Raw genomic sequence first — 21,951 nt, forward strand, 5'->3', positions numbered from 1 at the left:
CGTTCCTGCCGCGCGCATCAGCGGCGCCCCAGCAGGCTGTCCCAGAAGATCGTCCGCTTCAGCCCGGCGATGGCCGAGGAGGGGTCGAGATTCTTCGGGCAGCGTTCCGTGCAGGATTGCGTGGAGTGGCAGGAATGGCAGCCCGCATCGCCGCTCACGGCGTCGAGCCGTTCCTTGTTGCCGCCATCGCGCACGTCATTCACCAGCGTCCAGGCGCGGTTCATCGCGGCGGGGCCGAGGTAGTCCTTGTTCCAGGCCACGATGTCGCAGGAGGCGTAGCAGACGCCGCAGCCGATGCACTCGATGCCGGCATCCGCGGCCTGGCGCTTCTTCGATTCAGGCGGCACCACCGCGAATTCGGCCGGCACCGCGCCATCCGGCGCATCCTTCGGCTGGAACTTGCCGCCCGCCCGCGCCCATTTGTCGAAGAAGGGCGCCATGTCGGTGGCGAGGTCACGGATCACCGGCAGATTGGCCAGCGGCCGGATCTCCAGCGTCTCGCCCGCACTCGCCACGCGCTTCACATGCGTCCGGCAGGTCCAGCGCGCGCGGCCATTCACCTCCATCGCGCAGGAGCCGCACATCCCCACCCGGCAGGCGAAGCGATAGGCGAGGTCCGGCTGCTGCTCGCGCTGGATCTGCGTCACCACGTCGAGGATGGTCTGGTTCTCGCGCGCCGGCACCGCGTATTCGGCGAATGCGCCGCCCTCGGCATCGCCGCGCCAGATGCGGACCTTCAGATCGGCCATCGCTGTTCCTCCCGATGGGCTGATCCTGCCCCGGTCTTGTATAAGACACAAGACCCGTGCAAGCTGATCCCCAAGAACAGGAGACGCATGATGCAGCACGAGATCCGCGGCGCCGACATCCTCTGGGGCGCTTTGAAGAAGGGCGGCGTGACGCGCGTCTTCAGCCTTTCGGGCAACCACATCATGCCGGTCTATGACGCGGCGTTTCAGCAGGGCATCGAGATCATCCATGTCCGGCACGAGGCGGCGGCCGTGCACATGGCCGATGCCTGGGCGCGGCTGACGGGCGAGGTGGGTGTGGCGCTCGTCACCGGCGGGCAGGGGCATTCCAACGCCGTGGCGGGCCTTCCCACCGCGCTCGCGGGCGAGGTGCCGATGCTGCTGCTCTCCGGCCATGCGCCGCTGAACGAGCTGGGCCTCGGCGCCTTCCAGGAGACGCCGCAGGTCGAGATGGCGGCCCCCCTCTGCAAGGCCGCCTGGCTGGCGCAGAGCACCGCGGGCCTCGCCGATGACATCGCGCGCGGCTTTGCCATCGCGCGTTCCGGCCGCCCGGGCCCCGTGCATATCTCGCTGCCGACCGATGTGGTGGAGGCCAAGGCCACGCCGAAGCTGCCGGACGAAGCGGCCTATCTCGCCAAGCCCATGCCGCTCGCCGCCGAAAGTGCCAACGCCATCCTTGCCGCCATCGCGCAGGCCGAGCGCCCCATCCTCGCCGCCGGCCCCGCGCTGAACACGCCGGAAGGCCGCCGCGCCCGTGCGGCGCTGGAAGCCGCCATCGGCCTGCCCGTGGCCCTCATGGAAAGCCCGCGCGGCCTGGGCGACCCCTCGCTCGGCGCCTTCGCCGAGATGCTGGCGCAATCCGATTGCGTGGTGCTGCTGGGCAAGCCGCTCGACTTCACGCTCCGCTTCGGCCGCGCGCCCTTCGTCAGCGAGAAGGCGCGCTGGGTCGTGATCGAACCCGACGCGAAGCTCATGACGCGCGCCGCGCAGGGCCTCGGCCAGCGCCTCGCGCTTTCCGCCATGGCCGCACCTCTGGAAGCCGTCGCAATGCTCGCGGCCCACGCGAAGCCGCACGCCAAAGCGGAATGGGCGGCGGCGGTCCGCGAGGCCATCGCCCATCGCCCGCCGGCCTGGGATGCGCTGGCCGGCAAGCCGGGCGGCCCCATCCACCCCGCCACCCTCGGCGCGGCGCTGCGCCCACATCTCGACGGCAACACCGTCCTCGTCGTGGATGGCGGCGAGATCGGCCAGTGGATGCAGGCTTGCCTCTCCGCGCCCGAGCGCGTGATCAATGGCGTCGCCGGCGCCATCGGCGCGGCGCTGCCCTTCGCCGCCGCCGCCCGCGCCGCGCGCCCGGCAGGCCGCGTGCTCGCCATCTGCGGCGATGGCACCTTCGGCTTCCACATGGCCGAATTCGACACCGCGCTGCGCCACGACCTGCCCTTCGTGCTGGTCGTCGGCAATGACGCGAAGTGGAACGCGGAATACCAGATCCAGGCGCGCGACTATGGCGCGAACCGCACCCATGGCTGCGAACTCGCCCCCGGCACGCGCTATGACCTGGTGGTGGCGGGCCTCGGCGGCCATGGCGAATTCGTCGAACGCGGCGAGGATCTGGCGCCCGCCTTGGAGCGCGCCTTCGCCAGCGGCAAGCCCGCCTGCGTGAACGTGCTGATCGAGGGCCTGCCCGCCCCCAACCTCCGCCGCGCATGACCACACTCGCGCGCGAGCCCCTCTACGCCCGCGCCGAGCAGGATCTGCGCGCCCGCATCGCCGCCGGCGAATGGAAGCCGGGCGAGGCGCTGCCGACCGAGAATGTCCTGGCCGCTGAGCTCGGCATCAGCCAGGGCACGCTCCGCCGCGCACTCGGCGTGCTCGAAGCCCAGCGCCTGATCGAGCGCCGCCAGGGCATCGGCACCTATGTCACGCAAGCCACCAGCGAGCGCGCGCTCTTCCACTTCTTCCGCGCCGAGGGCCTGGATGGCGCGCGTCTCGCCCCCACCAGCCGCCTGCACCGGCTGGACCGCGCCCCCGCCACGGCTGACGAAGCGCGCGCCCTCGTTTTGCCCCGCCGCGCCCACGTGCACCGCTTCACGCGCCAGCGCTTCATCGGCGGCACGTCCCCCATCGTCGAGGAGATCGCGCTGCCCGAGCCGCTGTTTCCCGGCTTCACCCTGCCCATCGGCGTGGAACTCACCGATGAGCTCTACGTCCACTACCAGCGCCACCACGGCATCACCGTGATGCGCGTGACCGAGAAGCTCTCCGCCATCGCCGCCCCGGAGGAGAAGGTGGCGCTGCTCGGCCTCACGCCCGGCGCGCCCGTGATGCATATCGAGCGCCTGGCCTTCGACGTGATGGACCGCCCGGTGGAGCGCCGTCTCTCCTGGATCGAGACCGGCGCGCTGCGCTACGCGATCGAACTGCGCTAGCCGGCAGCGGAAGAAGAAAAGGGCCTCCGGCGGCTGGGGCCGGGGCCCCAGACCCCATTCCATTTGTGGAGCAATCCCACGGCGTAGGGGGCGCCCCCAAGGATTGGGGTCTGGGGCCTCTCGGCCCCAGCCGCCGGAGGCCTTTTTCTCCTGCTGTTATCGTCCACAGGCAGCCTGTCAGCCCTCTCGTTCAGCGCGCCGTTTGCGCGTAGCCTCCGCGCCGATTCACCGAGGGGAGCCCGCCATGAAAGCCGCCGTCGTCACCGCCGAAGGCCTCAAGATCCAGGAGGTCCCGGTGCCCAAGCCCGGCCCCGAGCAGATCCTGATCAAGCTGCGCGCCATCGGCCTGAACCGCGCCGATCTCGGCGTGGCGGCCGGCCATGCACATGGCGCGGTGGGCGGCATCGGCGCCATCCCGGGCCTGGAAGCGGCAGGCGAGATCGTGGAATGCGGCAGCGCGGTGCCGGATCACCTCAAGCCCGGGATGCGCGTCATGGGCGGCATGGCCTCCAGCTATGCCGAATACGCGCTCGCCGATTGGGGCCGCGTCAGCCTGGTGCCGGACGCCAACATGTCCTGGGAGGTGGCGGCGACGCTGCCGGTGGCGCTGCAGACCATGCACAATGCCGTCGTCACCCACGGACTCTGCGCGCCTGGTTCCGCCATCATGATCCAGGGCGCCTCCTCGGGCGTGGGCCTGATGGGCCTGCAGATCGCGCGGCTGATGGGTGCCAGCGTGGTGGTGGGCAGCTCCACCAACCCCGAGAAGCGCGCCCGCCTCGCCGAATTCGGCGCCACACTGGCGGTGGACACGAACGACCCCGCCTGGGTGAAGCAGGTGCTGGACGCCACGGGCGGCCGCGGCGTGGATTCCGTGGTGGACCAGATCAGCGGCCCGCTCGTCTCCCAGACACTGGCGGCGACCCGCATCCTGGGCCGCATCATCAATGTGGGGCGCCTCGGCGGCGCCGTCGCGGATTTCGACTTCGACCTGCACGCCGCCCGCCGCATCTCCTATATCGGCGTCACCTTCCGCACCCGCAGCAATGAGGAGGTGCGCGAGATCGTCCGCCTCATGCGGCAGGATCTCTGGGCGGCGCTGGAGGCGGGCAAGCTCGCCCTCCCGCTCGACCGGACCTTCCACCTGGAGGAGGTGCATGCCGCGCTGGCGCACATGAAGGCCAATGCGCATTTCGGGAAGATCGCGATGGTGACGGGCTGACCATCGGCGCCGGTTTTCCCCAGCATCGAAGAAGCCGATTGGCAGAAGGCCCGCACAAAGGTTAACAAAGCTCGACACGCGGGAGTGAGACCATGCTGCGCCTTCTGCCCCTGTTGATCGTCCTGATCCTGCCGGCCACGGCGCAGGCGCAGCTGGCGCGCTTTTGCAACGGGCGGGTGACGGCGGAGCGCACCGATACGGACCGCTCCAGCACGACCATCACCTACTACGCCTTCATCCGCAGCCAGGCGCCGGCCAACATCACGCTCACCTATCGCGGCAACCTGCTGGACCGCCCGATGAACCGCAGCTTCCAGGTGAGCCCCTCCGGTCTTCGCGTGAAACTTGGCCATCAGGCGAACGGCGTGGGCCAGACCCTGATCAGCACCCAGCTCGTGGAAGCCATCGCCATCACCTGCTGACGGGCAGCCAGGCCTCGCTGCGGCGCAGGCCCGGGATGGTCCAGGGCGGATCGTAGAACCAGGCGCCCCCGGGGCCGGCTGGATGCCAGCCGCTGCCTGCGAGCGCAGCGATGAGTCGCGCCTGGGCGGCCGCCACCGCCTCCGGGCTTGGCAGGCCCGAAAAGCGCAGCACCGCCACCTCCACCTCGGGCAGCGTCACGATCTCGATGCGCGGATCGCGTGGGCGGGGCAGGGTGGCCCGGGTGTAGCGCGCGGGCATGAAGAAGCCGATGCGCCAGCTTCCCTCGGCCCCGCTCTGCGCCACCGGCGCCGTCATCCCGATCCGCTCGCCGGATTGGGCCACGGGCGCGGTCATTCCGATCCGCTCGGCCGCGTCATTCTCGCCGAAGATGAAGGCGGCGAGCGGCCGGAAAGCGGCGCTGCGGGCGCTCACCTCGTCGCCCTCCACCAGCATCTCGGCAACGAGGCGCGGGGCATAGCGGCGGATTTCCACATCGCCCAAGGGGGAGGGCAGGCGGGAAATCACGACGAAGGGCGGTTCCTCGGTGTCGCGCATGCCCAAGACTGAGCACGCGCCCAGCAGCGGCGCCAGCCCGAGCAGCAGAAGCCGCCGCCTCATCGCTCGAAGCGCAGCATGATGGCCACGCCCAGCTGCACCGAGCTGAAGGTCAAGGCGCAGAAGAACCAGAGCAGCAGCAGGGGCAGGGGGTGCTCGGAAGAGCGGACCAGCAGACCCCCAAGACCCATGGGATCGGCCCAGAGGATCGCCGCCATCAGCACGGTGGAGAGCGCCATGCCGATGCCGACATGCCAGAGGTAGAAGCGGAGTTTCGGTGCGTCATTCACGCCCCGGGATGTGGTCCGGGGCGCGCCGTCTTCAATCCGGCTGCATGCCGGTGCGGCGGATCAGCGGCGCCCAGCGCTCGGCATCCTCGCGCAGCTTGGCGGCCAAGGCTTCGGGGGGCGCATCCACCGGCTCGATGCCCAGCGCCGCCAGCCGCTCGCGCACCTCCGGGTTGCGCAGCACCTCGCCCACCGCCTGGTTGATGCGCGTGACGATGGCCGCATCCGTCCCGCGCGGCGCCACCAGCCCATGCCAGCCGGAGACCGCGATGTTGGACACACCCGCCTCGGCCAGCGTCGGCACCTCGGGCAGGGCCTGGGTGCGCGCGCCGGTGGAAACCGCGAGGCCGCGCAGGCGCCCGGCCTGCACATGTTGCGTGACGGCGCCGATATTGATCATGACCCCCTGGAGCGAACCGCCCATCAGGTCATTCACCGCGAGCGCGCCGCCGCGATAGGGCGCATGGGTCCAGCGCGTCTCGGTGGCCTGCTGCAGCAATTCCACCAGCAGGTGCGAGAGGCTGCCATTGCCCGGCGTGCCGACGGCGATGGGCTGCCGGCGGCTCAGCGCCACGAATTCGGCGAGGTTGGCCGCCGGAAAATCGGCCTTCACCACCAGGATCTGCGGCACGGAGGTGACCTGCGCCACGGCCGCGAAATCCTCCACCGGGTCGAAGGAGAGGCGGCGGAACAGGCCCTTGTTGATGGAGAGGCTGTCCGAGCCCGCGACCAGCGTCAGCCCATCCGGCCGGGCGCGGGCGCCCAGCTCATAGCCGATATTGCTGCCCGCACCCGGGTGGTTCTCCACCACGATATTCTGCCCCAGCACCGGCCCCAGGTGGCGGGCGATGAGGCGCGCCACGATGTCCTGGCTGCCGCCCGGCGCCACCGGGACGATGAGGCGGATGGGCCGGTCGGCCTGCGCCAGGGCGGGCGTGGCGAGGGCGAGCGGGGCGAGGGCGAGGATCTGGCGGCGGTTCATCGGGAGCTGCTCCAGGCCGGCGGAAAATAACCGGCAATGACGTGAATTAAACACGATGTATGATCGTGAGATATGGGCCAAATAAGCGAACGTCAACGTGAATTATCCGGCGTTCCTGCATGGAACCCCCGCGCCCCGCGCATTGCGTCAGGGGAATCCCTTGTTTCACGACAGGACCGTGCTGATATGCCCCCCATGAACGCCATCGCACCCGCCCCCGTCCGCGGCCTTCTCGGCGCCATCGGGAACACGCCCCTGATCCGCCTCGCTCGTGCCTCCGCCGCCACCGGCTGCGAGATCCTGGGCAAGGCCGAATTCATGAATCCGGGCGGCTCGGTGAAGGACCGCGCGGCACTTGCCATCATCCAGGGCGCGGAGGCGCGGGGCGAACTGCGCCCGGGTGGCGTCATCGTGGAGGGCACGGCGGGCAATACCGGCATCGGCCTGACCCTCGTCGGCAATGCGCGCGGCTATCGCAGCGTCATCGTGATGCCGGAGACCCAAAGCCAGGAGAAGATCGACTTCCTGCGCATGATCGGCGCCGACCTTCGCCTCATCCCCGCCAAGCCCTTCAAGGACCCCGGCAACTACGTGCATTATTCACGCCGGCTGGCCGAGGAATTGAACGCGGCCGACCCGGGCTCCGCCCTCTGGGCCAACCAGTTCGACAATCTGGACAACCGCGAGGGCCATCGCCGCACCACCGGCGCCGAAATCATCGCCCAGGCCGGCGGCCGCGTGGATGCCTTCACCTGCGCCTGCGGCACCGGCGGCACGCTGGCCGGCATCGCCATGGCCTTGAAGGAACACGACGCCACCACGCAGGTCGTGCTCGCCGACCCCATGGGCTCCGCCCTCTACGCCTGGCGCAAGACCGGCACGCCCGAAATGAGCGAGGGCGGCTCCATCACCGAGGGCATCGGCCAGTCCCGCGTCCCCGGCAACCTCGAAGGCGCGCCGATTGATGACGCGCTGCAGGTGACCGACGAGGAGGCGCTGGAGCAGGTCTTCGACCTCACCTTGCATGAGGGCCTCTGCATCGGCGGCTCCGCCGGCATCAATGTCGCCGCCGCCGTGAAGCTCGCCCGCCGCATGGGCCCGGGGCATCGCATCGTCACCATCCTCTGCGACGGCGGCGCGCGCTACCAGTCCAAGCTCTTCAATCCGGCGTTCCTGCGAGCCAAGGGCCTGCCCGTGCCGAGCTGGCTCGCATGACCCCCCCCGCGACGAAGGAGCGGCCGGTCCTGGAGATCATCGAGCTCGGCCGCTCCATTCGCGAGCGTGACCCGGCGCGCCCTTCCTGGCCCGAGGTCATCTTCTCCTATCCCGGGCTGCACGCCGTGCTCTGGCACCGCCTCGCGCACCGGCTCTGGACGCTCGGCCTGCGCGGCCTCGGCCGCTTCACCTCGCATCTGGGGCGCATGCTGACGGGCATCGAGATCCATCCGGGGGCGAAGATCGGCCGCCGGCTCTTCATTGACCATGGCATGGGCGTCGTGATCGGCGAGACGGCGACCATCGGCGACGACGTGACGATCTACCACGGCGTGACTTTGGGCGGCCTCTCGCTCAAGGCCGGCAAGCGGCACCCGGACGTGCTGGACGGTGCCATCCTCGGCGCCGGCGCCCAGGTGCTGGGGCCGATCACGGTGGGCCGGGGCGCCCGCGTCGGCGCCAATGCCGTGGCCGTCGCCTCCGTGCCGGACGGCACCACGGTGGTGGGCATCCCGGCGCGCTGTTCGGGCCCGGATTGTCCCGAGGTCGTGACGGTCGGCTATGGCCTCCCCGCCCAGGAGATCGACCCGGTGGGCGAGCGGCTGGCGGCGCTGGAGAGCGAAATGCGGGCATTGCGCGTGGCGCTTGAGCAGCGCCGCGCGAGTTGAGCGCGGCCGCGCGTGAATTTCGGGTAAACATCCCGCGGATCCCAGGCTATCGTCGCCTATCCAGCCCGGAGATTCCAAGCCCGTGACCACCCGCATCACCCGCCGCGCCGCCTTGGCCAGCGCCAGCCTCCTGCCCACCGGCCTCGCCCTGCCGGCCCTGGCCCAGCCGGCCTGGCCGTCGCGGCCCGTGCGCATCATCGTCCCCTTCGCCCCCGGCGGCTCGGTGGACACCATGGCGCGTGCCATCGCCGCCCGCATGGGCGAGCGCACCGGCCAGACGGTGACGGTCGAGAACCGCGCCGGCGCCAATGGCACGGTGGGCGGCATCGCCGTCTCGCAATCCGCGCCCGATGGCTACACGCTGCTGGTTTCCGCCTCGGTGCAGACCATCGCGCGCCTCGTCATGCGCGCGCCCGGCTATGACCCGCTGACCGACCTCAAGCCCATCGCCCGCGTGGGCGAGGGGCCCTGCCTCATGGCGATCAACCCGTCCCGCCCGCAGACCACCATGGCGGAGATGGCCGCCGCCATCCGCGCCAATCCGCGCGACTGGTCGGCCGGCGTCTCGGCGCTCGGCTCGGCCGGGCACCTCGCCTCGATCGAGTTCGTCCGGCAGATCGGCGCCGACGTCACTTTCGTGCCCTATCGCGGTACCTCGCCCATCCTGGTGGACCTGATGGGTGGCCGCCTCGGCTTCAACACGGACCCGATGCTGGCCATGCTGCCGCCGGTGCGCGCCGGCAGCCTGCGCGGCATCGCGCTGACCGCGCCGCAGCGCAGCGCCGCCGCACCCGACATCCCGACCACGGCCGAAGCCGGCTTCCCCTCGGTGGACGCGCATTCCTGGTGGGCCATCTGGGGCCCGCCCCGCATGCCGGATGGCATCATCGCCCGCATCAATGCCGAGGTGGGAGCGATCATGGGCGAGGAGGCGATCCGCTCCCGCCTCCAGGGCCTTGGCATCGTGCCCGCCTTCCAGACCGGCGCCGCGCTCGACGACTACATCGCGCGCGACTTCGACAAGGCGCAGACCCTGCTGCGCCTGGCGCGCGTCGAACCCGAGTAAGGCGCGGCGCGCCCCGCTTCGGCCCCTTGTCGAAACGATCCGCGGCCCTCAAGCTTCCCGAAAGGCAAGGTTGAGGCGCGGGGGCGCGTCGGGCGATGCGCCCGGCCACCCTCCGCCGGCGAAAGGATGGCGGGGCCATGCGACTGCGGATCGGACGGGCGGCGCTGGCTGCCGCCGCCTGGTTCATGCTGCTCACCCTGCCGGCGCTGGCGCAGCAATATGTCCATGTCTGCTTCATCGAGGGCGGCAAGCGCGAACCGGCGCATTTCGAGCCCAACGGCAATGTCTATGTCGGCCGCCACGCGACGACGGAGGGCGAGGCCTTCCGCGAGGCGATCGAGGCCTGCGAGCGGGGCGAGGGCAGCCGCAATGCCTGCCAGGGTTCGATGACGCCGGGCGCCATCTGCCGCGTGATGGACCCGCAGCGCGCCGCCGCCTACCAGCCCTTGTTCCGCCGCCCGATGAACGTGACGCCCGGCGACTACCAGTGCGAGGCCCGCGGCACCGCGCCGCTCGGCGTGCTGATGGGCTGGAACGGGCAGTTCCACTCCACCACCAATCCCGATTACCAGGCCGCGCGCCGCGCCATGGAGGCGCTCTGCACCTCCTCCACCTGCGATCCCATGCGTTGCTTCCGCCGCTCCGGCACGCCCGTGCAGCAGACCCAGACGCAGCCCCAGCCGGCGGCGGGCGGTGGTGGCACCGCGGCACAGAGCTTCCAGCCGGGCAATGTCCAGTATTACTGGCGCCAGATCGGCGGCAATTGGCGCGGCCCGGCGGCGCAGAACAACGTCCAGGCCTGCAACTACGCGAGCGCCCAGGCCTGCGATGCCGGCAACATCCGCGCCTATGCGCCCGGCGCCACGCAGATGCTGCATCTGAACGGCTGCAATGCCCCGCCCATCCAGATCCAATGTGTGGTCGAGGCGCGCAATGCCGGCCAAGGCCCTCCACCGGCCAATGCCAATGACCAGGCGCAGCGTGAACGATTCTGCCGCGACTATGCGGAGCACGGCGTGAACGCCGCATCCCGCGCCACGCAGGCGCGCTGCGCGCCGAACAACTGGTTCAACGGGACGCGGACCGGTCACTATGACTGGTGCATCCGCACGCCCGAGCAGACGGTGGCCGCCCATCGCCAATCCCGCCAGCAGGCGCTGGACAACTGCCTCGCCAATCCCGGCGCGAACAGCACCGGTGGCCGCCCGACCGGCCGCTATCCACCGGGCGAGCGCCTCATCCGCAATGTCGGCGGCTGGGATCTGCGCGAGCATGTCCGCGCCGATGGCAGCTTCGAGCGCTGCACGATCACCTATGAGCGCCACGCGCCGACCAACGTCCCGCGCATCTCGCTTCTCGACAACAATCTCTACATCCTCTCGCTCACGGCGCATGAAAGCCTGGCCGCGGGCTCGCGCATCCCGACGCGCTACTCCATCAACGGCCGTTCCTTCGACGGCGTGCTGGCGGTCCATCCGAACCGCCGCTCTTCGATGGACATCACGGCGGTGATCGCGAATTTCGCCGTGGCCTCCGATGCGCGCATCCCGGTGCGGGACCGCACCTATGCCTGGTTCATGTCGGGCATGCCCCAGGCGATGACGGCGCTGCGCGAATGCCGCGCCCGCTTCCGGTGAGCCGCGCGGTCAGCGGAAGCGCAGCCCCTCCGGCAAGGGCGAGGCGAAATAGCGGGCGTGGATATCGGCCAGCGTGCCGTCCAGCCCGCGCAGGAAGAGGAAGATGTTGAGGAAGCGCTGCAGGTCCGGCTGGCCCAGCTGTGTCGCGAGGCCGTAGGTCCAGGAATGCGCGGGCAGCTGCGGCAGGATGTCGATGTCCGGCCGGGCGAGGCGCAGGTCGCGCAGCTGCCAGTCATAGGTCACCGCCACATCGGCCTCGCCCAGCAGCAGGGCCTCCACCGTCTGCGCGGTGCCCGGCGTGAAGAGGGCGATGCTGCCCGGCGGCAGCATTGCATGCGCCATTTCGGCCGCCATGGTTCCGGCCGCCATCGCGATCCGCAGCCCGGCGAGGTCGCCGAGCGAACGCAGGTGCAAGCCCGGCGGCGCGGCGAAGACGGTGTTCACCCGGCCATGCGGCACGCTGAAGGCCACGCGCCCGGTATGGGGTTGGATCATCGGCAGGGCGGCGGCCAGCACGTCGCAGCGGTCCTGGAGCAGCGCCTCCACGCGCTCGCGCGCCGTCACCCGCACGAGGCGCAGGCCCACGCCCATGTCTCGTGCCAGCAGCCGCGCGATCGCGACCTCGGAGCCATCGGGTCGGCCATCGGCATCGAAGCCGCCCCAGGGCGGCGCCTCCAGCCAGACGCCGACGCGCACAACGCCCGCCTCCCGCACGCGCCGCAGGATGTCTCCCGGCGCGGTGGCCCGCGCGCCCGCGGTGGGCAGGGTCACCCCCGCGAGGGCCAGCACCTGCCGCCGCCCGAGGGCCGGATGCGTCGTCACAAGGTCCTCCTGCCGCCCGGGTCCTGCTCGAAGAAGGCGCGGTGCAGGGCGGGCAGCTGGCCCTCCTGCCGCAGCAGATGGAGCAGCACGTTCACCGCCCGCAGCAGGTCGTGCTCGCCCATCCGCAGCATGGCGCAATGCCAGAACTCGCCCAGGGTGAAGCGCATGGTCGCGCGGGGCACCACGCGCTGGATCTCTCTTGCGTGATAATTCGGGACGATCACCGCCTCCTCCCCGCCGCGCGTCAGCGCCACGGCCGCCTGTTCCCAACTGCGATAGGTCACGGTGCGCGCCTCCTCCACGCCCGCCTCGCGCAGCGCCTCGGCGAAGGAACGCCCATCGAGGATGCCGACGCGCCAGGTGGCGAGCTCCCCCATGCCGCTCACCGGCCGGTCGTGCGGCGTGAGCACGACGAGGTGAAAGCGCATGATCGGGTCGCTCAGCAGCGCCGTCATGGCGAGCCAGGTGCTGGCGATGGCCCCGCCCAGCCCCAGGTCGAAGGCGCGCTGCTGCGAGAGGCCCAGCATGTCGCCGCGCGGCACCGTCACGAATTCCGCCCGCACGCCGAGCCCCCGCGCGATGCGGTGGCCGATTTCGGGCAGGTAGCCGCGCAGGCTGCCATCCGTGCTGCGCGTGGCGGCGGCCGTCCCCTCCACCTGTACGCCGAGGCGGATCACCCCCGCATCCAGCACGCGCCGGAGCGAGCCATCGGGCGCAGCCTCTGCCGTGCCGGCCAGCAGCGGCAGGCCGGCCAGCAGGCTGCGACGGGCGAGCAGAGCGCGCGGCACGGCTCAGCCCCTTGAGCGCTTGAGGCCCGACCAGGCCTCGGCCGCCAGGGTGAGGCCGGCCCCAGGCGCTAGCGTGCCCTGGCAGATCGCCTGCCACAGCCGGTCGGTCAACGCCTGCCAATTGCCGAACCAGGGCGAGATCACGTCCTTGGTGCGCACCGCATCCATTTGCTGGCGCAGCACCATGTTCCCGCCCAGGCTCCATTGCGTGACGTAGTCGATCACCTGCGGGTCCTGGTAGAGCGGCGTCGCGCAGAAGGGCACGCCGACGCCGAAGAGCAGGCGCTTGGCCATGGCGTATTCGCCCGTATGGTCCCGCCCGCCGAAGGCCTCCATGAAGGCGACGGCATTGCGCAGCCGCCGGAGATTGCCCGCCGCGGCCGAGGTGAGCGCATACATCCGCACCCAGCCGCAGGTCTCATGCCGCGTCGCATCGGGGCCGTTGGGCATCAGCGCCACATGGAAGTTCCCGGCCGCGGCATAGCGCGCCGGGTTGTTGAGGAAGCGCATCCGGTAGGTGGGCAGGATGGCGAAGGCGTGCTGGCCCTGGCCGAAGGCCTCCAGCACGTCATCCTCGCTGGCGCTGACCGCCTCGGGCGAGATGATGCGCTCATGCAGGATCGCATGCGCGAGGAACTCGAGCGCGGCGCGGGTCTGCGGTCGTTCGGCCATCACCGGCTCGCCGCCCGCCACGAAATCCCCGCCGAAGCTGAAGACGAGGGTGGAGATGATCTCGATCAGCCAGGGATCGGCCGCGAGCGGCACGCCGAGCGGGGCCGCCGCCAGGCCCCGCCGGCGGATCACCTGCGCCTGGTTCACCACCTCGGTCCAGCTGCGGGGCGGGTCGCTGAAGCCCGCGAGCCTCAGCAGGCGCGCATTGTAAAGGAAGGCCATGTTGTCCCCGTAATAGGCGAGGCCGTATTGCTCGCCCCGGTGGCTCATCCCCTCCACGCAGGAGGCGCGGGTCTCGGGCGTGAAGCGCATCAGCGCCGCCACATCCGCAATCGGCCGCACCCAGCCGGCCTCGGCGAATTCCGGCAGCCACGCGTCGGAGAGCCAGATCACATCCGCCGGCCCGTCGGCCAGCATGCGCGAGAGCAGGGCGGTGCGGTAGGCGCTCCAGGGGAAATGCTGCTGCGCGACGCGCAGGCCGCTGGCCGACATGAAGCTCGTGATCTGCGCGCGCAGCGTGGCCTGCACGGCCTCGCCGCTGGTCCAGCTGATGAAGTTCACGGTCTGCGGCCCATCCGTCTGCGCCAGGGCCAGGGCGGGCGCCGCGAGCGTGGCTCCGGCGAGAAGCAGGCCGCGGCGCGGGAGGAGGGGGGGCGGCATCGGCGTCAGTCCGGATAGGGCGGGTTGAAGGGCAGGCCGGTCTCGCGGCGGAACAGGGCGGCCAGGCGGCCATCCATCAGGAGCTGATCGATGGCGAGGTTCACCGCCCGCCGCAGGTCATGCGCGCCATAGGCGACCGCGCCGGCGAAGGTCGCTGTGGCCAGCGACTGCTGCACGCGCAGGCCGAGCTCCGGCAACTGGCGCAGCGCCGAATCGGCGCTCACGCTGGTCAGGATGGCGCCGTCGAGCTGGCCTTCCAGCAGATGCTGCAGCAGCAGCCACGGGGTCGGCACCGGCATCACGCTGGCGAGGGTGCCGCGGTCGGCCAGGGACGTGGCGAGGACGGTCAGCGCGCCGAGGCGCATGCCCTGCAGCCTTTGGCGCCCGCGCTCCGGCCGCTCGCCCCCGCGCACCAGCACCACGAGGTCGAGGTGGAGATGCGGCGCGCAGAACATGATCTGCCGCAGCAGCCCGCGCGTGATCGGCGGCGCGAGCGCAAGGTCCACGTGGCCCTCGATCAGTCGCTTCGCGCCCTGGCCCGATTCGCGCGCCGGAAGCAGCTCCGCCCGCACGCCGAGCTGCTGCGCGATGAGCCGGGCGAGCGCATCGTGGAAGCTGTCGCGCAGCCCCGGTGGGTCGGGCTCGGGCTGCCGGACGAAGCTGGCGGTCCAGAAGGCGATGTTCACCCGCAGCACGCCGCGCCGGACGACGCCCGAGAGCGAATCATCCACCCCCTGGGCCTGGGCGATGACGGGCAGGAGGAAGGGGGCGGCCAGAAATCCGCGGCGGGTGGGTGGCGTCTTGGCTCCCCTGCTCATCGCTGTCCTGCCCTGGCCCCTCTTCACGATCGGGTTCTCTTGCCCTGGCCCGGGCCGCGTGGTCCGGACCGGATGCCTTGCTGCCGGCATGCTGGAAGGTTGGCGCGCCGCACGCCTTGATGCAACGCAAGCGTGAAGCGGCCGGGCCGGCCGGGGGGCGGTGCTCAGCGCACCAGGTAGAGCGTCAGCGCCGGGAAGATGCTGAGCAGCACCAGCACCACGGCCGTCGTGACGCAGTAGGGGATGGTCCAGAGGAAGATCTGCCCCGGCTTCATCTTCGTCACGGCGGCCGCGATGAAGAGCGCGATGCCGACCGGCGGCGAGACGAGGCCGAGCACCAGATTGATGCTGACGACCACGCCGAAATGCACGGGGTCGATGCCGTAGATGTCGGTCGCGATGGGCAGCAGGATGGGCACCACCATGATGAGGCCCGGGATGCCGTCGATCACGGTCCCGATCACGAGCAGGATGACGTTCACCAGCAGCATGAAGGAGACGGGGCCGGTCGCGATGGTCTGGATCCAGGCCGCGATGTCCTGCGGCACCTTGCCGAAGGTCAGCACCCAGCCGAACACGGCCGCCGTCGCCACCATGAAGAGCACGACGGCGGCATTCCGCCCGGCGGCCAGCAGCATGCCGGGCAGGTCCCGGTCGTGGAATTCGCGCGTCACGAAGCGGCCGATCAGATAGGCCGCGACGCAGGCCACGGCTGCGCTCTCGGTGGCGGTCGCCACGCCAGTGGTGATGCTGCCGATGATGACGAGCGGGATGGCGAGCGTGAGCGCGCCGTCGCGCAGCAGGCGGAAGCGGTCCCGCCAGCCGAGCGGCTGCGGCGTGGGGAAGGGGCGCAGCAGGCCGACGACGAAGATCACCAGGAAGAAGCCCAGCGTCATCATCAGCCCGGGGATGATGCCGGCCAGGAACATGTCGCCCGTCGCCACGCGCGCCAGCACCGCATAGACCACGAACATCATGGAAGGCGGGATGATCGGCGCCAGCAGCCCGGCCGACGCCGTGGTGGCGACCGAGAAGCGCCGGTCATAGCCCTCGCGGTCCATCTCGGGGACGATGACGCGGCTCATGATCGCGATCTGCGCCGCGGCCGAGCCCAGGATGCTCGCCATCAGCGCATTGGCGATGATGTTGATGTAGGCGAGGCCGCCGCGCACCGTGCCCACGAAGGCGCGGGCGAGACCGATGAGGCGCGTCGTGATGCCCGCCCCGTTCATGATCTCGCCCAGGATGAGAAAGAGCGGGATGGCAAGCAGCCCGTAATTCTCGACGCCCCCGAACATCTGGATCGGGTAGGAGCCGAGCAGCACCTGGTTGTTGCTCGCGAAGATGTAGGCCGCGGCCGAAAGCCCCAGCACGATGCCGATGGGCGCACCCACGAAGAGCAGGAACGCGAAGGCGAGGCCGGTGATCAAACCTCCGCCTCCTGCCGTTCCGCGAAGGCCTCGCCTGAGCGCAGCGCGGCCAGGTCCTCCAGCAGGTTCGCCGTGGCATGGATGGTGCTGGTGAGTGCGAACCAGGGCATGACCAGGAAGAAGGGCCATTTGGGCAGGTTCACCGTGGTCGGCCGGTCCATGTAGATCCCGTTGTAGTTCACCTCGAAGAAGGCCTGCAGGTTCCAGTTCTGCGCCACCAGCGTGGGCAGGTCGAACCACCACCAGCACAGCACGACCATCAGCGCGCCGAAACCCAGCACCAGCGCATCCACCAGCACGCGCGCGCCATGGCGCAGCCGGTCGGGCAGGGGGTCGGTCAGCAGGGTGACGGCGAAGTCCATGCGCTGGTGCACCAGCAGCGAGGCGCCGATGAAGCAGCCCCAGACCATGGCGAAGACCGCCGCCTCATCCACCCAGAACAGCGAGTAGTTGATGCTGCGCGTGACGACGTTGAGCAGCACCAGGCCCAGCACCAGCGCCATGCAGACGATGACCGCGCCCTTCTCGATGGCGGCGGTTGCGCGGCTGAGCCTGCGCATCAGACTTGCCCGGAGATGCAAGAACCTGAGGTTCTTGCTGGGGGAGTGCGAGGGGGCAAAGCCCCCTCGCAACCGATCGAGGCCACCTCAGCCGCGCGGAAACGCCGCGCGCAGCTGCGCCAGCGCCGGCGCCTTCGGCCCCCACATGCGGTCGAACTGCGCCACCGCATCGCCGAAGAATTCCGGGCCCGTGGGGCGGATCTGCATGTTGCTCGCGCGCAGCTGCGCCCCCTGGCGCGCCTCGCGCTCGGGCATGGAGTTGCAGAGCGCATCCAGCGCCTCGGTCAGCGTGCCGCGGATCAGCTCGCGGTCGGGCGGGGCCAGCGTGCCGAAGACGCGGGCGGACATCAGGCCCACGGCCGGGAAGATGAAGTGGTTGGTCAGCAGCATCGTCCGGCAGAGATCCTGGAACCGGTTGTTGATGATGCTCTCGAAATCCAGGTCCACGCCGTCGATCTGGCCGTTGGACAGCGCCTCGAAGATCTGCGGCAGGGGCAGGGGCGTGGGCGCCATGCCGATCAGGTTGAAGAAGTCGCGCGTGGGTGCCGCCGGCGTGATGCGGATCTTCTTGCCGCGCAGATCGGCCAGGGTGTTCGTCACGTCGCGCGTGCTGAGCTGGCGCATGCCGACCATGCCGTAGCGGAAGCCGACGCAGCCCGTCGCCTGCGGCAGGCCGTTGAGCAGGCCGAGCGCGATGGGATGGCGCAGCAGGCGCACCGCCTCCTCGATGTCCTTGGCGATGAAGGGGGCGAGCAGCGCGCCGAAGGCATCCACGCGGTTGCTGATCTCGGAGACGGTCAGCAGGCTGAGGTCGAGCGCGCCGGTCTGCAGCTGCTGCAGCATCGCCGCCTCGTTGCCGAGCTGGCCCGAGGGGAAGAGCGTGACCGTGAAGCGCCCGTTGGAGGCATCGCGCAGCCGCGTGCCCCAGGCCGTCAGCTGCTGGTTCCAGGTGTGCGGCGGCGGGGTGATCAGGCCCATGCGCAGCTCGCGCGGCGCCTGGGCGCGGGCATGATTGGCGGGCAGGGCGAGCGTCGCCGCGCCGCCACCGAGGGCGGTGAGGCTGGCGCGGCGGGTGAGGTTACGCGTCATCATGTCTCTCCGTCCGATGGGAATCTCTCGTGCCTGTGTGCGTCATGCATGGCAGCAATGCAAGAAGCCGCGAAGTCATTCCACCTTGATGACGAGCTTGCCGAAATTCTCGCCCTTGAGCAGGCCGATGAAGGCGCGCGGCGCGGCCTCCAGGCCATTCACGATGTCCTCGCGCCAGCTGAGCTGTCCGGAGCGGATCAGCCCCAGCATCACCGCGCGGAATTGCGGATAGCGTTGCCAGCCATGGTCGCTCACGATGAAGCCCTGGATGCGCAGCCGCTTGCGCACCACGGGGCCGAGATTGGGGCCAGGGGGCGCGCCCGCGGCATCGGCGCCCGGGGCGATGTTGTACTGCGCGATCATCCCGCACATCACCATGCGCGCGAAATCGCGCAGCCGCGGGAAGACCGCGGCCTGCACATGCCCACCCACATTCTCCCAATAGACGTCGATGCCATCGGGGCAGGCGCGCTCCAGCTGCGCGTTCAGGTCGCCGCGATGGTCCAGGCAGTCATCGAAGCCCAGTTCCTTCTTCACGAAGTCGCATTTCGCCGCCCCGCCCGCGATGCCGATGACGCGCGCGCCGCGCGCACGCGCGATCTGCCCCGCCACCTGGCCCACCGCGCCCGAGGCCGCGCTGATCACCACCGTCTCGCCCGGCTTGGGCTCGCCGATATCCTCAAGCCCCACCCAGGCCGTCAGCCCCGGCATGCCCAGCACGCCAAGATTGGCCGAGAGCGGCACCTCATTCACATCGACCTTGCGCAGCTTGGTGCCATCCATGGCGCAGAAGCGCTGCCAGCCCTGGCCGCCCATCACCGCATCGCCCGGCGCGAAGGCGGGGTCATTGGAGACGACGACCTCTCCCACCGTCGCCCCTTCCATCACGGCGCCGATCTCGACGGGCTTGGCGTAGCTCTTCGCGTCGCTCATCCGGCCGCGCATATAGGGATCGAGGCTGAGGAAGCGGTTGCGCACCAGCACCTGGCCATGGCCGGGCAGCGGCACCGGGCCCTCGATGATCTCGAAATCGGCTTCTACCGGCTCGCCGACCGGGCGGCGCTTCAGCAGGACCTGGAGGTTGTACTCGCTCATGGCTCGCAGCCTTCCTCGGTGAGGAGCGCGCGGACCATCGCCTCGGTCACGCCGCTCTCGGTGAACACGTCGCCCGGTGCCCGCAGCAGCACGAAGCGCATGGCGCCGTCGCGCGCCTTCTTGTCGGCGCGCATGCGCGCGATCAGGCGCTCCACGCTGAAGCGGCGGGGCAGGGAGGCGATGCGGTTGGGCAGCCCCACCTCGCGCAGATGCTCGCGGACGCGGCCCGGCATTTCCTGCGAGCAGAGGCCCATCCGCGCCGAAAGCTCGGTGGCGAGGCCCAATCCGATGGCGACGGCCTCGCCATGCAGCAATTCGCCGCCATAGCCGCACTCGGCCTCCAGCGCATGGCCGAAGGTGTGGCCGAGATTGAGCAGCGCGCGCCCGCCCTCGGGCTTCATCTCGAACTCGTCATCCACGACGACGGCGGATTTGAGCTTGCAGCTCTCCAGCACGGCATGGGCCAGTGCCTCGGGGTCGCCCTGCATGGCGCGCGGGCCCTCGGCCTCGCACCACTCCCAGAGCGGGCCCTGCAGCAGCCCGTGCTTGGCGACTTCGGCCCAGCCCGCGCGCAATTCGCGCGGCGGCAGGGTGCGCAGCGTGGCCGTATCGGCCAGCACCAGCTTGGGCTGATGGAAAGCGCCCACCAGGTTCTTGCCGTGCGCGGTGTTGATGCCGGTCTTGCCGCCCACCGAGCTGTCCACCTGGGCCAGCAGCGTGGTCGGGCATTGCACGAAGGGCAGGCCGCGCAGCACGGCGGCGGCGGCGAAGCCGGCCAGATCCCCCACCACGCCGCCGCCCAGCGCGATCACGGCGAGGCGCCGGTCCGCCTTGGCCGAGAGGATGCCATCCACCAGCCGTTCGAATTGCGCGAAGCATTTGCTGGCCTCGCCAGGGGGGACGAGGAATTCACCAGCCACGGTGAAGCCCGCATCGGCCAGAGATTCGCGCAGGGTGGGCAGGTGCAGCGGCGCCACGGACTGGTCGCTGACGATGACGGCGCGCCGCCCCTCCAGGCGCTGGGCCATCTCGGCGCCGGCGCGCCGCAGCACGCCCTCGCCGATCACGATGTCATAAGCGTTGCGCGAGAGCGCCACGTGCAGCCGCTCGGGCGCGCGATGCGCGGCCAGCGCCTCGGCCACGCGGCGCGTCGTCACATCGGGGTGTTCGTCGGTGCAGAGCAGGGTCACATCAGCCTCGGCATAGGCGGGGTGGCGGGCGGCCATCAGGCGCTCCAGCACCTCGCGCGGGTCCTGGCCCACGAACATGGGCCGGTGGTCGCGCCCGGCGACGCGGCGCAGCAGGGTGGAAAGGCGGCACTTCAGCCAGAGCGCCGTGGCCCCCGCCTCGCGGATCGCGGCGCGGGAGCGCGGGTCCACATAGGCGCCGCCGCCGGTCGCCAGCACGATGGGCTCGCCGGAGTTCAGCAGGCGGGAGATCACGCGCCGCTCGCCCTCGCGGAAATGCGCCTCGCCATAGCGGGCGAAGATCTCCGAGATCGGAATGCCGGCCGCCTGCTCGATCTCGGTGTCGGCGTCGCGGAAGGGCAGGCCGAAGCGCGCGGCGAGGCGGCGGCCGATGGAGGATTTGCCGGCCCCCGGCATGCCGACCAGCACGATGCTGTTCTGCGCATGGCGGACCACGGAGGCTGGGCCGGAATCGGGCTGGGCGAGGTTGCGTGACACTGGGCGCGACGCTAGCACAATCCCTGATGCCTGCGAGGGGACGCCCCAGATCTCATGTTTCGCCGCCCGGTGCTGACCCTGTTCCTCCTGCTGCTCTGCGCCGGCGCGCTGGGCCTGCTGGCGCTGGGCGCCTTCCCGCCCGCGGTCACCACCGCCCCGGTGGAGCGCGTGCTGCCCAATGACCGCTTCCAGGTGCGCTGAGGCGGCGTGAATCGTCATCTCGAGGCCTTCCTGGAGATGATGGCCGCCGAGCGCGGCGCGGCCCGCAACACGATAGAGGCCTATCGCGCCGACCTGGAGAGCGCGCTGTCGCACCTGGAGGGCGATCCGGTCCAGGCCACGCCCGAGGATCTGCGCGGCTGGCTGGGCAGCCAGTCCATCTATTCGGCCCGGACCCAGGCGCGGCGCCTCTCCTCGCTCCGGCAATTCTACCGCTTCCTGGCGCGCGAGGGCCTGCGCCCCGACGACCCGACCGAATTGCTGGACGCGCCCAAGGCCCCCGCACCCCTGCCCAAGGCGCTGAGCGAGGCCGAGGTGCAGCAGCTCATCGAGGGGGCGTCCAGGCTGCCCGCCGCCCAGGCGCCGGTGGCGACGGCGGCGATCGAGCTGCTTTACGCCTCTGGCCTGCGCGTGACCGAGCTGGTGACACTCCCCGCCGGCCTGATGCGGGAGGAGGAGCCGCTGGTGACCGTCATGGGCAAGGGGCGGAAGGAGCGGCTGGTCCCCATCTCCCGCCGCGCGCGGGAGGCGGCGATGGCGGCCCAGGCCGGCCTCGTGCCGCGCGGCAAGGGCCGGCTTTCGGCCCGCAAATGGCTGCTGCCCTCACGCGGGGCCAATGGGCACCTGACGCGTCAGGGGGTGGGGCTGCTGCTGAAGCAGGCGGCCATCGCCGGCGGGCTCGATCCGGCAAAGGTCAGCCCGCACGTGTTGCGGCACAGCTTCGCGACCCATCTGCTGGCCCGCGGCGCCGATTTGCGCGCCCTGCAGACCCTGCTCGGCCATGCCGACATCGCGACCACGCAGATCTACACCCGCGTCCTGGAAGAGCGGCTGCGGGCGGTGGTCGAGGAACACCACCCGCTGGCCCGGGGCTGAG

23 protein-coding genes are annotated in these 21,951 nt (G+C 70.7%); 10 read left to right on the forward strand and 13 right to left on the reverse strand.

The window, feature by feature from the left end; translation table 11 throughout:
• Positions 1-17: 17 nt before the first annotated feature.
• Positions 18-749: a succinate dehydrogenase/fumarate reductase iron-sulfur subunit gene (locus tag KTR66_RS18655; RefSeq protein ID WP_213615206.1), complete on the reverse strand. Its 732-nt coding sequence runs from the start codon at positions 747-749 to the stop codon at positions 18-20.
• A 90-nt stretch (positions 750-839) separates the two neighbouring features.
• Here KTR66_RS18655 and KTR66_RS18660 point away from each other — a divergent pair, with 90 nt between their 5' ends.
• The 4 genes from KTR66_RS18660 (at position 840) to KTR66_RS18675 (ending at position 4,825) form a co-directional block, all read left to right on the forward strand.
• Complete coding sequence (locus KTR66_RS18660; protein WP_213615208.1) at positions 840-2,462, forward strand: thiamine pyrophosphate-binding protein; 1,623 nt, start codon at positions 840-842, stop codon at positions 2,460-2,462.
• Complete coding sequence (locus tag KTR66_RS18665; RefSeq protein WP_213615210.1) at positions 2,459-3,181, forward strand: GntR family transcriptional regulator; 723 nt, start codon at positions 2,459-2,461, stop codon at positions 3,179-3,181. Before KTR66_RS18660 ends, KTR66_RS18665 begins: the two co-directional genes overlap by 4 nt.
• 244 nt (positions 3,182-3,425) lie before the next feature.
• Positions 3,426-4,403: a zinc-binding dehydrogenase gene (locus tag KTR66_RS18670; RefSeq protein ID WP_213615211.1), complete on the forward strand. Its 978-nt coding sequence runs from the start codon at positions 3,426-3,428 to the stop codon at positions 4,401-4,403.
• A 92-nt stretch (positions 4,404-4,495) separates the two neighbouring features.
• Complete coding sequence (locus tag KTR66_RS18675) at positions 4,496-4,825, forward strand: hypothetical protein (RefSeq protein ID WP_213615213.1); 330 nt, start codon at positions 4,496-4,498, stop codon at positions 4,823-4,825.
• On the opposite strand, the gene KTR66_RS18680 is transcribed toward KTR66_RS18675, so the two are convergent.
• The 3 genes from KTR66_RS18680 to KTR66_RS18690 are packed head-to-tail and all read right to left on the reverse strand — an operon-like array spanning position 4,815 to position 6,650.
• The gene (locus tag KTR66_RS18680) at positions 4,815-5,381 is read right to left on the reverse strand and encodes a heme-binding protein (protein WP_249732254.1); all 567 of its coding nucleotides are present in this window, start codon (positions 5,379-5,381) and stop codon (positions 4,815-4,817) included. The genes KTR66_RS18675 and KTR66_RS18680 overlap by 11 nt on opposite strands.
• A 59-nt stretch (positions 5,382-5,440) precedes the next feature.
• Positions 5,441-5,671: a hypothetical protein gene (locus KTR66_RS18685; RefSeq protein WP_213615217.1), complete on the reverse strand. Its 231-nt coding sequence runs from the start codon at positions 5,669-5,671 to the stop codon at positions 5,441-5,443.
• A gap of 31 nt (positions 5,672-5,702) precedes the next feature.
• A complete protein-coding gene (locus tag KTR66_RS18690) occupies positions 5,703-6,650 on the reverse strand; it encodes a tripartite tricarboxylate transporter substrate binding protein (protein WP_213615219.1) in 948 nt (315 codons plus the stop codon).
• A gap of 195 nt (positions 6,651-6,845) precedes the next feature.
• On the opposite strand from KTR66_RS18690, the gene KTR66_RS18695 reads away from it, so the two are divergent.
• The 4 genes from KTR66_RS18695 to KTR66_RS18710 all read left to right on the forward strand — a co-directional run bounded on the left by KTR66_RS18695 (position 6,846) and on the right by KTR66_RS18710 (position 11,236).
• Entirely contained in the window at positions 6,846-7,865 is a 1,020-nt protein-coding gene (locus KTR66_RS18695) for a cysteine synthase A (RefSeq protein ID WP_213615221.1), read from the forward strand.
• Positions 7,862-8,533, forward strand: a complete 672-nt coding sequence (gene cysE / locus KTR66_RS18700) for a serine O-acetyltransferase (protein ID WP_213615223.1) — start codon at positions 7,862-7,864, stop codon at positions 8,531-8,533. The genes KTR66_RS18695 and cysE overlap by 4 nt, the downstream gene beginning before the upstream one ends.
• Before the next feature lie 82 nt (positions 8,534-8,615).
• Positions 8,616-9,599 (forward strand): tripartite tricarboxylate transporter substrate binding protein, encoded by a 984-nt coding sequence (locus KTR66_RS18705; protein WP_213615225.1) that lies wholly within the window; start codon positions 8,616-8,618, stop codon positions 9,597-9,599.
• Between the two features lie 137 nt (positions 9,600-9,736).
• Positions 9,737-11,236, forward strand: coding sequence for a hypothetical protein (locus KTR66_RS18710; RefSeq protein WP_213615227.1), 1,500 nt, complete (start codon positions 9,737-9,739; stop codon positions 11,234-11,236).
• 9 nt (positions 11,237-11,245) lie between these two features.
• On the opposite strand, the gene KTR66_RS18715 is transcribed toward KTR66_RS18710, so the two are convergent.
• The 9 genes from KTR66_RS18715 to aroB form a co-directional block, all read right to left on the reverse strand.
• Positions 11,246-12,058, reverse strand: coding sequence for a transporter substrate-binding domain-containing protein (locus tag KTR66_RS18715; protein ID WP_213615229.1), 813 nt, complete (start codon positions 12,056-12,058; stop codon positions 11,246-11,248).
• A complete protein-coding gene (locus KTR66_RS18720; RefSeq protein WP_213615231.1) occupies positions 12,055-12,846 on the reverse strand; it encodes a transporter substrate-binding domain-containing protein in 792 nt (263 codons plus the stop codon). The genes KTR66_RS18715 and KTR66_RS18720 overlap by 4 nt, the downstream gene beginning before the upstream one ends.
• A gap of 3 nt (positions 12,847-12,849) precedes the next feature.
• On the reverse strand, positions 12,850-14,178 hold the full coding sequence (locus tag KTR66_RS18725; protein ID WP_213615232.1) for an ABC transporter substrate-binding protein: 1,329 nt from the start codon (positions 14,176-14,178) through the stop codon (positions 12,850-12,852).
• A gap of 5 nt (positions 14,179-14,183) precedes the next feature.
• Positions 14,184-14,996: an ABC transporter substrate-binding protein gene (locus tag KTR66_RS18730; protein WP_213615234.1), complete on the reverse strand. Its 813-nt coding sequence runs from the start codon at positions 14,994-14,996 to the stop codon at positions 14,184-14,186.
• Positions 14,997-15,160: 164 nt separating this feature from the next.
• On the reverse strand, positions 15,161-16,426 hold the full coding sequence (locus KTR66_RS18735; RefSeq protein WP_213615236.1) for a TRAP transporter large permease: 1,266 nt from the start codon (positions 16,424-16,426) through the stop codon (positions 15,161-15,163).
• Complete coding sequence (locus KTR66_RS18740) at positions 16,423-16,986, reverse strand: TRAP transporter small permease (protein WP_213615238.1); 564 nt, start codon at positions 16,984-16,986, stop codon at positions 16,423-16,425. The genes KTR66_RS18735 and KTR66_RS18740 overlap by 4 nt, the downstream gene beginning before the upstream one ends.
• An 87-nt stretch (positions 16,987-17,073) precedes the next feature.
• Complete coding sequence (locus KTR66_RS18745) at positions 17,074-18,075, reverse strand: TRAP transporter substrate-binding protein (protein ID WP_213615240.1); 1,002 nt, start codon at positions 18,073-18,075, stop codon at positions 17,074-17,076.
• 75 nt (positions 18,076-18,150) lie between these two features.
• Entirely contained in the window at positions 18,151-19,170 is a 1,020-nt protein-coding gene (locus KTR66_RS18750; RefSeq protein ID WP_213615242.1) for an NADP-dependent oxidoreductase, read from the reverse strand.
• Positions 19,167-20,855 (reverse strand): 3-dehydroquinate synthase, encoded by a 1,689-nt coding sequence (gene aroB / locus KTR66_RS18755; protein WP_371819167.1) that lies wholly within the window; start codon positions 20,853-20,855, stop codon positions 19,167-19,169. Before aroB ends, KTR66_RS18750 begins: the two co-directional genes overlap by 4 nt.
• A 54-nt stretch (positions 20,856-20,909) precedes the next feature.
• Between aroB and KTR66_RS18760 the strand changes: the two genes are divergently transcribed.
• Both KTR66_RS18760 and KTR66_RS18765 read left to right on the forward strand, forming a co-directional pair.
• Entirely contained in the window at positions 20,910-21,056 is a 147-nt protein-coding gene (locus tag KTR66_RS18760) for a hypothetical protein (RefSeq protein WP_213615244.1), read from the forward strand.
• Between the two features lie 6 nt (positions 21,057-21,062).
• A complete protein-coding gene (locus KTR66_RS18765) occupies positions 21,063-21,950 on the forward strand; it encodes a tyrosine recombinase (protein ID WP_213615246.1) in 888 nt (295 codons plus the stop codon).
• The last annotated feature ends 1 nt before the right edge of the window (position 21,951 follow it).

Origin of the sequence: Roseococcus sp. SDR (assembly GCF_019083995.1) — a bacterium.
In the GTDB taxonomy this organism is placed as follows: Bacteria; Pseudomonadota; Alphaproteobacteria; order Acetobacterales; family Acetobacteraceae; genus Roseococcus.

Coding starts and splice junctions, on each gene's coding strand:
- KTR66_RS18655 (WP_213615206.1), bottom strand. CDS start 749: ATGGCCGATCTGAAGGTCCGCATCTGGCGCGGCGATGCCGAGGGCGGC.
- KTR66_RS18660 (WP_213615208.1), top strand. CDS start 840: ATGCAGCACGAGATCCGCGGCGCCGACATCCTCTGGGGCGCTTTGAAG.
- KTR66_RS18665 (WP_213615210.1), top strand. CDS start 2,459: ATGACCACACTCGCGCGCGAGCCCCTCTACGCCCGCGCCGAGCAGGAT.
- KTR66_RS18670 (WP_213615211.1), top strand. CDS start 3,426: ATGAAAGCCGCCGTCGTCACCGCCGAAGGCCTCAAGATCCAGGAGGTC.
- KTR66_RS18675 (WP_213615213.1), top strand. CDS start 4,496: ATGCTGCGCCTTCTGCCCCTGTTGATCGTCCTGATCCTGCCGGCCACG.
- KTR66_RS18680 (WP_249732254.1), bottom strand. CDS start 5,381: ATGCGCGACACCGAGGAACCGCCCTTCGTCGTGATTTCCCGCCTGCCC.
- KTR66_RS18690 (WP_213615219.1), bottom strand. CDS start 6,650: ATGAACCGCCGCCAGATCCTCGCCCTCGCCCCGCTCGCCCTCGCCACG.
- KTR66_RS18695 (WP_213615221.1), top strand. CDS start 6,846: ATGAACGCCATCGCACCCGCCCCCGTCCGCGGCCTTCTCGGCGCCATC.
- cysE (WP_213615223.1), top strand. CDS start 7,862: ATGACCCCCCCCGCGACGAAGGAGCGGCCGGTCCTGGAGATCATCGAG.
- KTR66_RS18710 (WP_213615227.1), top strand. CDS start 9,737: ATGCGACTGCGGATCGGACGGGCGGCGCTGGCTGCCGCCGCCTGGTTC.
- KTR66_RS18725 (WP_213615232.1), bottom strand. CDS start 14,178: ATGCCGCCCCCCCTCCTCCCGCGCCGCGGCCTGCTTCTCGCCGGAGCC.
- KTR66_RS18730 (WP_213615234.1), bottom strand. CDS start 14,996: ATGAGCAGGGGAGCCAAGACGCCACCCACCCGCCGCGGATTTCTGGCC.
- KTR66_RS18740 (WP_213615238.1), bottom strand. CDS start 16,986: ATGCGCAGGCTCAGCCGCGCAACCGCCGCCATCGAGAAGGGCGCGGTC.
- KTR66_RS18745 (WP_213615240.1), bottom strand. CDS start 18,075: ATGACGCGTAACCTCACCCGCCGCGCCAGCCTCACCGCCCTCGGTGGC.
- KTR66_RS18750 (WP_213615242.1), bottom strand. CDS start 19,170: ATGAGCGAGTACAACCTCCAGGTCCTGCTGAAGCGCCGCCCGGTCGGC.
- KTR66_RS18760 (WP_213615244.1), top strand. CDS start 20,910: ATGTTTCGCCGCCCGGTGCTGACCCTGTTCCTCCTGCTGCTCTGCGCC.